The following is a 10,381-nucleotide window of genomic DNA, read 5'->3' as shown; positions in this document are numbered from 1 at the left end:
CGTTTCTCGGTCGGGCGCGGCACCTGGGTCGATAGTGAGAAGAGCGTCGATTCGGCCGCGAACTCGTCGACGCTGCATCCGCCGCGGCGATGCTTCCTTCGTATGAGCGCTTCGAACATTGGTCCCTCCGTCCACGACCGCGAAGGGTAACGGGCGCGGGGTTAACGAATCATGCTGGGGCCGAGACGGCCTTGCCGCCCGGCGCGGCTGCCAAAGCAAGGTCGCGAAGGGCAGCGGGGGCGAAGGCAAGCCCGACCGGGAGCAGCGGCGCGACCATGATGCCCCAGTAGAAATTGTCGGCGCGGCCGACGAAAGCGAATGCGACGAGGTAGAGGATGAGGAGAAGGCCCGCGCGCTCGGCCAAGCCGTTGCGGAGCCCTGCCCAGCCGAGCAGCGCCAGCGGGATCACCACGGCGACCAGCGAAAGCGGCAGCAGCGCGAAAGAAGTGCAACGCTGGACGAGGCCGAGGATGAAGGCCCAGCCGCCGGCGCTCGCCCATCCGGGGGAGACCTGGTCGCCGGGCTGGAGGTAGGCGGACAGAGCCGCGGAATGGGCTGCGAAGGCGGCGAAGAAAATGAGGATTGCGGCAGCCCAGGCGGCGGCTTCGAGCCTGTTCTGCTCGCGAAGCGCAAGGAGGGCCATCACACAGAGATAGGGCAGCGCAAGCTCGCGGAAGAGCAGCGCCGCGAGCCCCAGTGCGACGCTGGAGGCACAGTGGCGGCTGGAGCGGCAGGCGAGCGAGAGGACGATCAGCAGGGCCGCCCAGCTTTCGTGCCAGAAGGTCAGCGCGGGCACGGTGAGGAGGATCATGCTTGCCGCTGCGATGCAGGTCGCGGCCGCCCATACCGGCGTGGAGCCGCTGACCGACCTCAGACGCAGCGTCAGCGCGCCGATGGCGGCGATCGCAAGCAGGCGTAGCGCCACGCCGGCGCCGTCGGGGCCGAGGGTGCCGATCGTCCAGGCAAGCGTCGGAAGGCGGACGGTCACGACCGGCCGCAGCGGGTAATTGCGGGTGCGCTGCTCGGTGGTGGCCGCGGAATAGTAATTCTCGCCCTGCCCCACCCGACCGGCAATGGCCTTGTAGAGCGCGAGATCTGTGCGGCTGAGATCGACGACCGCCTCCTCCCGAGCCTGCACGGGCTGCAGGGCAATCGCCGTTCCGTAGCCGCAAAGCGCCAGCAGCAAGGCGAGCAGCAGCCGCGCGTGGAGCGGCTGCAATCCGGCAAAGCGCGTACGCGGAAGGATCATTTGCGCCAGGTGATCACCGAGGAAGCGGCGAAGTTCCAGACCGAGCCGATCAATGCGCCCGCAACGCCCGCGACCCACCAGCTGTGGTTGGTGCCGTGGATCCAGGTGCCGACGCCGACATTCGCCGCGGCGCCGACGAGGCAGACGGCGTAGAAGCTGAAGAGGCCGGTGACGAAGCGCGAGCCGCGGAGACGCCGGTCGGAGTAGGTGAAGATGTTGTTGAGCGCGAAGTTGAACGTCATCGACGTCCAGACCGCCGCCGCCTGCGCGAGCGTGAAGCTGACGAGGCCGCTCAGCAGCATTCCGCCGAGGACCCCGAGATGGACGCCGACACCCAGACCGCCCACCAGCATGAAGAGAATGAGGCGGATGGGGACGATGTGCCCGACCGCCTTGTCTGCAACCAGCTTCAGATATTCGGCGGTGACCATCAGGTCGAGCTTGCTCGTCCCGGCGGTGCGGGTGCGAAAGACGTAGGGCAGTTCGGCGACCTTTAGCGGCTCGGGCGCGGAGGCGGCGATATCGAGCAGGATCTTGAAGCCGCCGCCGGAGAGGCGCGGGAGCGACGCCTGCAAAGCCTCTCGCGAGATGACGAAGAAGCCGCTCATCGGGTCGCTCAGGTCCGTCTTCAGCAGGCGCTGGGCGAGCATCGTCGCGCCGCGGCTGGCGGCATGGCGCTTGGCGTCCCATTCGCCCACGCCGCCGTCGCCGACATAGCGGGAGCCGACTGCAAGATCGGCCCCATCCCGGACTGCGGCGTAAAGGCGCGGGAGGATCGTCTCGTCATGCTGGAGATCGGCGTCGATCACCGCGAGGACTGGAGCGGAGGTCGCCATCATCCCCTCGATCACTGCCGAGGAGAGGCCGCGGCGGCCGAGGCGCTGGAGCACCCGCACGCGGATGTTGGTGCGGCCGATGGCACGGATGAGCTCGGCGGTGCCGTCGCCGCTGTCGTCGTCGACGAAGATCGCTTCCCAGACGATGCCGGTAAGCGCCTGATCGAGGAGACCGAGCAGCTTCTCGACGTTGGCCGCTTCGTTGAAGGTGGGGATGATCACCGCGAGCTCGAGCGGCGCATCCTCGAACGAAGGCCGTGGGTCGAGTGCGATTGCCTGATGGAACATGCGCCGTTTCTGGGGCAGCCATGGTTAACTTTCCGTAAGGAGGGCGCGCGCGGCGCTTGGCATGGCAAGTCCGGCGGTCTTATAGCTGATCCATGTCAGATTTGTTCGCTGCCGGTTCCGCTGTTTCCCAGGATTATGACGCGTCCTCGATCGAGGTGCTCGAAGGGCTGGAGCCCGTCCGGCGGCGGCCCGGAATGTATATCGGCGGCACCGACGAACGGGCGCTTCACCACCTTGCCGCCGAAGTGCTGGACAACAGCATGGACGAAGCGGTGGCGGGCTTCGCAAGCCGGATCGAGGTGGAGCTTGAGCCGGGCAACCGCCTGACGATCACCGACAACGGCCGCGGCATGCCGATCGACCAGCATCCGAAATATCCGGGCAAGTCCGCGCTCGAAGTGATCCTGACGATGCTCCACTCCGGCGGCAAATTCTCGGACAAGGTCTATGCGACCTCGGGAGGCCTCCACGGCGTCGGCGTCAGCGTCGTCAACGCGCTTTCGACCGAGACCATCGTCGAGGTGGCGCGCAACAAGGAATTGTGGCGGCAGAGCTTCTCGGAAGGACATCCGACGTCGAAGCTGGAGCGAGTCGGAATCGCGCCCAACCGGCGTGGAACGACCGTCAGCTTCACGCCCGATCCCAAAATTTTTGGCGAGGAGGCGAAGTTCAAGCCGGCGCGGCTCTACCGGCTTGCGCGCTCGAAGGCGTATCTCTTCGCCGGCGTCGAGATACGGTGGAAATGCGATCCCTCGCTCATCTCGGATGAAACTCCTGCCGAAGCGGTGTTCCAGTTCCCCGGCGGTCTCTCGGACCATCTGAAGGAGCAAATCGGCACCCGCGAGATGGCGACCGCCGAGTTCTTCCGCGGCAAGCAGGAATTTCCGAACGGCCAGGGATATGTTGAGTGGGCGGTCGCCTGGCCGCTGTGGAGCGAGGGCTCGGCTTCTTATTATTGCAACACCATCCCCACCCCCGACGGTGGCACGCACGCGCAGGGGCTGCGCACCGCTCTCGCCCGCGGCATCCGCGGCTTCGGCGAGCTGGTCGGGCAGAAGCGCGCCAAAGACATCGATGCGGACGACGTGATGAACGGGGCGGAGCTGATGCTGTCGCTCTTCATCCGCGACCCGCACTTCCAGAGCCAGACCAAGGACCGGCTGACCAGCCCCGAGGCGGCGCGGCTGGTGGAAGTCGCGGTGCGGGACCATTTCGACCACTTTCTCGCCGACCATATGGATCGCGGACGGGCCTTGCTCGGCTTCGTGCTCGACCGGATGGACGAGAGGCTGAAGCGCCGCGCCGAGCGCGACGTGAAGCGCAAGACCGCGACCAGCGGGCGCAAGCTCCGGCTGCCGGGCAAGCTCACCGACTGCGCGAACGACGATCCTGCGGGCACCGAGCTGTTCATCGTCGAAGGCGACAGCGCCGGCGGCTCGGCCAAGCAGGCGCGCGACCGGAAGACGCAGGCGATCCTCCCGATCCGGGGCAAGATCCTGAACGTAGCTTCGGCAACTGCCGACAAGATCCGAGCCAATCAGGAAATTGCCGACCTGATCCAGGCGCTGGGCTGCGGCACCCGCGACCGCTGCACGATCGACCAGCTTCGCTACGACCGGATCGTCATCATGACCGACGCCGATGTGGATGGCGCGCATATCGCGACCTTGCTGATGACCTTCTTCTTTCAGGAGATGCCGGAGCTGGTGCGGAAAGGCGCGCTCTATCTGGCGCAGCCGCCACTCTACCGGCTCACATCGGGCGGGACGATCGCCTATGCGCGCGACGATGCGCACCGGGCGGAGCTCGAGGCGACGCTCTTAAAGGGTAAGAAGATCGAGGTCAGCCGCTTCAAGGGCCTCGGCGAGATGAACCCGCAGCAGCTTCGCGAAACTACAATGGATCCGAAGACGCGGTCGCTGATCCGGATCACGCTGCCGCAGGAATATGAGGACCGGCAGGTTACCAAGGACCTGGTGGAGCGGCTGATGGGCAAGAACCCGGAGCACCGCTTCCAGTTCATCCAGAGCCACGCGGCGGAAGTGGACGAGGAAGCGATCGACGCCTGAGAACCGGAGGGATGAATGAGGCTGTTGCGGATTTTGCTCGCTATTCTGGCGCTGATGACGGGAAGCCTGGCGGCCGCGCAGGGGCAGCCGTCGGCGGGATTGCGGGAGCGGGCGGCATCGCTCGTGCAGCTGTTCAACGGCGCGAAGAAGCCTGAACAGCTCTTCTCGCCCAGCTTCCTTGCAGCGGTTCCGGTGGCGCAGGTGAACGCGATCTCGCAGCAGCTGAAGGGGCAGCTCGCGGCCGCGCGCTCCGTAGCGAAGATCGAGGCAAGCTCCGCGACGGCCGGGATCGTGTTCCTCGATTTCGAGAAGGGCACGCTTCAGCTCCGGCTGAACATCGCGCCCGCTCCGCCGCACCTGATCGAGGGGCTGCTCGTCACCGGCGTGCAGGTGAAAGGCGACAGCCTCGCCGCGGTCGCGGCCGAGCTCAGGAAGCTGCCGGGGCAGACTTCGCTTGCGGTCGCCCGGCTCGGAGACGGGGCGCCGGCCGCCACGATATCGCACGAGGCGGCGCGGCCGATGGCGATCGGCTCCACGTTCAAGCTGTTCCTGCTGGCGGAGCTGTCGCGGTCGGTGAAGGCGGGGGAACGCAGCTGGAGCGACGTCGTGAAGCTCGATCGCCGCTCCCTCCCCTCCGGCTTCCTGCAGAGCTGGCCCGAGGGCGCGCCGATGACGCTCTACACCCTCGCCGCGTTGATGATCTCGCAGAGCGACAATACGGCCACCGACACTTTGCTGCACGTGCTCGGGCGGGAGAAGGTCGAGCAGCTGCTCCCGGCGCTCGGAGTGAAGGCTCCGGAGCGCAACCGGCCGTTCCTGTCGACCTTGGAAGCCTTTGCACTGAAGACCGGAGCCTCGGCGGGATGGGCGGGTGCCGACGAGGCGAAGCGGCGGGCGCTGCTGGCGGATCTGGCGAAGCTCACTCCCGCCCAGGTCCCACTCGACAAGCTCGGCGGATCGCCAAAGCAGATCGACAGGATCGAATGGTTCGCCTCGGCCGACGATCTCGTGCGGACGATGGACTGGCTCCGGCTGAACGGCGGCAAGGAGGTGATGGACATCCTCGCCATCAACCCCGGCATCGGCAGCGCGGCGGCGGCCGGCGTGACCTATCTCGGCTATAAGGGCGGGTCCGAAACCGGGGTCATGAACATGACCTTCCTGGTCCGGGGTAAGAGCGGGCAATGGTATGCCGTGTCCGGCGGCTGGAACGACACCAAGGCGGCCGTCGACGAGGCCAGGTTCGCCGGCCTGATGCGGCGTCTGGTCTCGCTTCTGCCCTAGCTCGTCACTGCCGGAGCGACGAGCGGGAAGCGTGGGATCGCGACCGCAAAACCGGTGCCGGCTTCATCCACCATATGATAGCGGCCCTCCATGAAACCGCTGGGAGTGCTGAGCGGGCACCCTGAGACGTAGTCGAACGAGGCGCCGGGCTCGATCACCGGCTGCTCGCCGACCACGCCCTCGCCCATCACCTCGTGCCGGCCGCCGCGGCCGTCGACGATCGTCCATTCGCGGCTGACCAGCTGGACCGAGGTGCGGCCCTCATTCTCGATGCGGACATGATAGCCCCAGAACCAGCGGCCGCGGCCCGGCTCCGACTGTTCGGGAAGGAAGCTGACCGAGACGCGGACGGTGACGTCGCGGGTGGTAGCGCTATGAGGAAAAAGGAGTTTCACGAGCGCGACCTTTCCACTTGGGGACGCCTCCGTCAACGCGTCACGCGCCGCAACCGATCGATCAGCCGCTCCCGCGCCGCAAGCACGTCCGCCTGCCGCTCGATCAGGAGATCGCGGGCGAGGAAATGGCCGGTGAGGCGGAAGCCGTCAAATATCTCCGGCCACTCAGCGGCGCCGCCGCCGAGAAGGAAGGGGGGAAGCGAAAGCAGCCGGTCGCGATACTCCCCTGCCCCCTCGGCAGAGACTGCGCGGCCGCTCTTCGGGCTGACGAAGCGGAGGTTCGAGCTGGCCCCGGTGGCGGCGCATTCGGAGAGGTCGAGGCCGAAGCCGAGCTCCCCGAGGAGCAGGAGCTCGTAGCGGACCAGCGCCGCGGCCCATCCCTTGGCGCTGGGAGCGGCCTCTACCGCGGAGAGGATGCCATCCAAGGCATCGTAGAGCCGCGGATAAGGTTGTCCTTCGGGCAGTGCGGCGGCGGTGAGCGCGCAGGCCCAGTCGATCGCCGCAGCCGGCAACGCCTCCACCAGCAAAGGCGCCCGGCTGGCGATGAGCTCGACCGTAAGGTGGGCAAGCTGCTCCTCGGTCCGGGCGCGATATTCGGCCTGGACGAGATTGCCGGGCAGGAGGATCGGGCGGAGCCGCCTCGAGCGGCCGCCCCGGACGTAGCCGGGCTGGATGCCGTCGGCAGGCGTGAGCGCGCGCACGATCGCGCCATGCTCGCCATGCGCTCGAACGGCGCAGATGATCGCCTGGGCCTCGATCCGCATGCGCCGACGCTACCAGCGGGCGGCGGCACGGGCGAGCGTTTCGAAACGCCGCGGGAGCGCCGAATGCTTCGCTCGTATCGCCCGCTCGCCGCGTCATTTGGGCGGCCGAAACTGACGCTGTTGATGCGTTGGAGCGGGAATTGCGTCAGCTTCCGCAGCTTCCGCGGCGGCCATGGCTTCGGATGCGGCAAGTGCGGCATTGGCCCGGGCTGGGTCCATCCTCTCCACGAACCGGTCGATCGCGTTGAGGGCGCGGAGGGCGGCGGCGTGGTCCTCGCGTGCGACGAAGCCGATCAGGCGCCGCCGGTAGAAGCGCGGCACCATGATCGTTTCGAGCCCGAGCTCGCCGGAAGGCCGCGCCCGCCCGGCCTCCGCACACCGGTCGGCGAACGCCGCCGCCGCGTCCCAAGCCGCCGCGAACCCCTCCGCGCCAGGCTTTCGGCGAAGCGCATGGGCCGTCTGCCGGCTCAGCCCCACCGATCCCGCCGCCTCCTTCGGCCCGGCGCCTCGCGCGATCGCAACTATAAAGCGGAACTGGCGGTCGGGCGTCCACCCGTCGTGGCGGGCACGGACGGGAACGGGCGCGAAGCGGAGGAAGGCGGGAATGAACATGTAACGAATCTACCGCAGCTCCACGGGTGTAGGAAAGCGGAAATTAGAACAGACCGGGAACTAATCGCGAAGAGGAGGGGGCCGCAGGGAAAGGGTGGCATTGGCGACGATCGCTGTGTCCAAGCTGCAACGCCTGATGCCAAATCATTGCAAATAGGACATAAATCGCGGCTTACCCCCTAGACGGGCGTTCCTCCCGCCAATAGTCACGCCCCCCGGGATAGGTGGTTTCAATTCAAAAATTAGTCGTAGTCGCTATCGCAGCGGGCATCCCCGCTGCGGTCAGCGCGCAGGTCTTGGCGCGCGGAAGGCCCTCGGATCAGTCGATCCGGGTGACCCTTTCGGCCGCCCAACTTTTGCGCATGGCGGACGAGGCTCGCGCGCGGGGTGAATTCACAAGGGCGGAGACGGCCTATCGCGCTCTCATGCAGGACCGTGACGTGGAGGTCCGCACCGAGGCTCGGTTCCGCCTCGGCATGATGCTGGCGGACGACCTAAAACTCTATTCGAAAGCTGCGCTCGAGTTCCGCCGCATTCTCGACGACAAGCCCAATGCCGCGCGCGTCCGGTTGGAACTCGCGCGGATGCAGGCCATGCTCGGCGACCTCGCCGCCGCCCGAAAGGAGCTGCGCGCCGCCCAGGCGGCCGGCCTGCCCCCTGCCGTCGAGCAGCTCGTCCGCTTCTATTCGCGGGCGCTCAATGCCAGAAAGCCGCTGGGCGGCTCGGTGGAGCTGGCAATTGCGCCCGACAGCAATATCAATCGCGCGACGCGCTCCGACACGCTCGGCACGGTGATCGGAGATTTCGCGCTCGATCAAGACGCGCAGGCAAAGTCCGGGATCGGCTTGGACCTTCAGGGGCAGGGCTACTTCCGTGCCCGCATCAAGCGCGGTGCAGACCTTCTGCTGCGCACCTCGGCAAGCGCGACGCTTTATCGCGACTCCGACTTCAACGACATTTCGGCGGGCGTCCAAGCCGGTCCGCAGTTCAATTGGGACAGCAACCAGCTGACCTTTTCGGTGGGCCCTTCGTGGCGCTGGTATGGGCGCGATCCCTACAGCATCACGGTCGGCGGCAACGTGAGCTGGCAGCGCCCAGCCGGGAAACGCAGCCAAGTGCGGCTCGAAGGCGGCTTCGCTCATGTAACCAACAAGCGCAACCCGCTTCAGACGGCCGAAGACATTACCCTCTCGGCCAGTCTCGACCGCGCATTCAGCGCCCGAACCGGAGGCGGCGTACAGGTCTACGGCCTCAGGACGGCAGCGCGCGATCCCGGCTACTCGCTCGCTAACGGCGGGGCCTCCGTCTACCTGTTTCGCGAGATGGGACGTACGACGTTCGTGGGGACGCTGGGTTACAGCCGCCTCGAGGCTGACAAGCGGTTGTTCCTTTATCCCGAGCGTCGCCGCGAGGACCGTTATAGCGCCAGCCTGGCCGCAACCTTGCGAGCCTTACATATCGGCAGTTTCGCGCCACTGGTGCGCCTCAACTGGGAGCGCAACCGCTCCTCGATCGAAATCTACGACTATCGCCGTGTCGCCGCCGAATTCGGCGTCACATCCGCGTTCTGACTCTTGAAGGACAAGTTCATGCATTCGACCCGTTTCGCCAAGCTCGCGGCAACGACATCGGTAATCGCGTTGAGCCTGACGCTGGCCGCTTGCGGCGGCGGCGGGGGAGGCGGCGTCAACAGCACCCCGCCTCCGCCACCGACCCCCACACCTTCGCCCGCTCCGGCGCCGACGCCGGCGCCGCCTCCCACGCCGACGCCGCCTCCTCCTCCGCCGCCGCCTCCGCCGCCGCCTCCAACGCCGGCGCCGCCTCCCCCTCCCGCGCCAGCTCCCACGCCGGCGCCGCCTCCCACGCCGACGCCGACCCCGCCTCCCGCAACGGTGACGGGAAAGCCGACTGTCAGCTCCAGTTTCGCTGCCGCGGCGAACGTCTTCAAAGTCGATTATGATGTCGGTCGCGCACGAGCCGCTTCAGGCGGAGCCGTGACGGACGCGAGCCTCGCTTATGATGCCGGAACCGATAGCTTCACGCTCAAGGCCGGGACCGAGGACGTAACGTTCGGGCCCAGCCACGTGACCACAAATACGTCCAATTCTCTCCGCTATGAAAAAGTCGAGGGAAATAGCACGACGCAGCTCCACCTGGATTGGGGGACGCGGTCCCAATGGACCACCGCTCCCCAATATGTTGCGCTTGGCCAGCTTTTTTCCCGGCAGAGGGAAGCAGCCACGGGCATCGACCGCTATACCTCGGTCGATTTCGTCTTCGGGCACCCGAGCGAGGCTTCCGCCCTCCCGAGATCCGGCAGCGCCACCTATGAGCTCTCCTTCTCGGGAAGCCGATCTTCGTTGGCGAGTAATTACCTGCTCAACGTCACGGGACGCGGCGTGGCCCTCGTAGACTTCGCAAACGGCAAGATCGAGATCAGCGGTAAGACTGCCTCGCACAACTTCGGCGGCCAGGGCCTGTCGGGCGCCGAAGTCGAGGGGCAAGTAAGGGCAAGCGGCGCGATAACCTCCGGCAAAAACCAGTTTGCCGGAACCTTCACGGCACAGGGCGGCGCTTCCGACGCATATAAGGGGGACTTCACCGGATCCTTCTTTGGCCCGAATGCCCAGGATATCGGCGGCACGCTTCACGGCACCTCCGGATCCCTGTTCTACAGCCTGGCCTTCGCCGGCTACGACCTGCCGAAGACGTCTTCTGGCGACACGCTTGCCAATCTGAAGGGGTCGACCCGTTTGAAAACCGTCGGCACGTTCATCGACCTGCCTGCCCGAGAATCCCTGTGGAATCCGCTCGATGAGTCAATCATCTACGATGCCGACACCCAGACTTACAGGGTCTCGGGTAGGTCCGGTGCCATGGGATT

The 10,381-nt window shown here is 66.6% G+C and carries 9 protein-coding genes; 4 read left to right on the top strand and 5 right to left on the bottom strand.

The window, feature by feature from the left end; all coding sequences use genetic code 11:
* Positions 1-169: 169 nt before the first annotated feature.
* A complete protein-coding gene (locus VF662_RS03105) occupies positions 170-1,249 on the bottom strand; it encodes a hypothetical protein (RefSeq protein WP_464137581.1) in 1,080 nt (359 codons plus the stop codon).
* Positions 1,246-2,373, bottom strand: a complete 1,128-nt coding sequence (locus tag VF662_RS03100) for a glycosyltransferase (protein ID WP_464137577.1) — start codon at positions 2,371-2,373, stop codon at positions 1,246-1,248. Before VF662_RS03100 ends, VF662_RS03105 begins: the two co-directional genes overlap by 4 nt.
* A gap of 92 nt (positions 2,374-2,465) precedes the next feature.
* On the opposite strand from VF662_RS03100, the gene parE reads away from it, so the two are divergent.
* Complete coding sequence (gene parE, locus VF662_RS03095; RefSeq protein WP_464137574.1) at positions 2,466-4,442, top strand: DNA topoisomerase IV subunit B; 1,977 nt, start codon at positions 2,466-2,468, stop codon at positions 4,440-4,442.
* 15 nt (positions 4,443-4,457) lie between these two features.
* Positions 4,458-5,726, top strand: a complete 1,269-nt coding sequence (locus tag VF662_RS03090) for a serine hydrolase (protein ID WP_464137571.1) — start codon at positions 4,458-4,460, stop codon at positions 5,724-5,726.
* Here VF662_RS03090 and apaG read toward each other — a convergent pair.
* From apaG to VF662_RS03075, 3 genes are all read right to left on the bottom strand, one after another.
* The gene (gene apaG, locus VF662_RS03085) at positions 5,723-6,121 is read right to left on the bottom strand and encodes a Co2+/Mg2+ efflux protein ApaG (RefSeq protein WP_464137569.1); all 399 of its coding nucleotides are present in this window, start codon (positions 6,119-6,121) and stop codon (positions 5,723-5,725) included. The genes VF662_RS03090 and apaG overlap by 4 nt on opposite strands.
* Before the next feature lie 32 nt (positions 6,122-6,153).
* On the bottom strand, positions 6,154-6,885 hold the full coding sequence (gene recO, locus VF662_RS03080) for a DNA repair protein RecO (RefSeq protein ID WP_464137567.1): 732 nt from the start codon (positions 6,883-6,885) through the stop codon (positions 6,154-6,156).
* Between the two features lie 93 nt (positions 6,886-6,978).
* Positions 6,979-7,497: a hypothetical protein gene (locus tag VF662_RS03075; RefSeq protein ID WP_464137565.1), complete on the bottom strand. Its 519-nt coding sequence runs from the start codon at positions 7,495-7,497 to the stop codon at positions 6,979-6,981.
* Between the two features lie 476 nt (positions 7,498-7,973).
* Between VF662_RS03075 and VF662_RS03070 the strand changes: the two genes are divergently transcribed.
* Together VF662_RS03070 and VF662_RS03065 are read left to right on the top strand one after the other, a co-directional pair.
* Positions 7,974-9,068 (top strand): surface lipoprotein assembly modifier, encoded by a 1,095-nt coding sequence (locus tag VF662_RS03070; protein ID WP_464137562.1) that lies wholly within the window; start codon positions 7,974-7,976, stop codon positions 9,066-9,068.
* A gap of 423 nt (positions 9,069-9,491) precedes the next feature.
* On the top strand, positions 9,492-10,381 hold an 890-nt coding region (locus VF662_RS03065; protein ID WP_464137560.1), incomplete at its 3' end, for a HupA family protein.

It is taken from the genome of Allosphingosinicella sp. (genome assembly GCF_036387215.1).
In the GTDB taxonomy this organism is placed as follows: domain Bacteria; phylum Pseudomonadota; class Alphaproteobacteria; order Sphingomonadales; family Sphingomonadaceae; genus Allosphingosinicella.
Note: the sequence above shows the minus strand (reverse complement) of the source record. Positions and strands in the feature narration are given on the sequence as shown.

Excerpts from the sequence above, each read along its gene's own strand:
- VF662_RS03100 (WP_464137577.1), bottom strand. The coding sequence starts at position 2,373 with ATGTTCCATCAGGCAATCGCACTCGACCCACGGCCTTCGTTCGAGGAT.
- VF662_RS03070 (WP_464137562.1), top strand. The coding sequence starts at position 7,974 with ATGATGCTGGCGGACGACCTAAAACTCTATTCGAAAGCTGCGCTCGAG.
- VF662_RS03105 (WP_464137581.1), bottom strand. The coding sequence starts at position 1,249 with ATGATCCTTCCGCGTACGCGCTTTGCCGGATTGCAGCCGCTCCACGCG.
- VF662_RS03090 (WP_464137571.1), top strand. The coding sequence starts at position 4,458 with ATGAGGCTGTTGCGGATTTTGCTCGCTATTCTGGCGCTGATGACGGGA.
- recO (WP_464137567.1), bottom strand. The coding sequence starts at position 6,885 with ATGCGGATCGAGGCCCAGGCGATCATCTGCGCCGTTCGAGCGCATGGC.
- parE (WP_464137574.1), top strand. The coding sequence starts at position 2,466 with ATGTCAGATTTGTTCGCTGCCGGTTCCGCTGTTTCCCAGGATTATGAC.
- VF662_RS03075 (WP_464137565.1), bottom strand. The coding sequence starts at position 7,497 with ATGTTCATTCCCGCCTTCCTCCGCTTCGCGCCCGTTCCCGTCCGTGCC.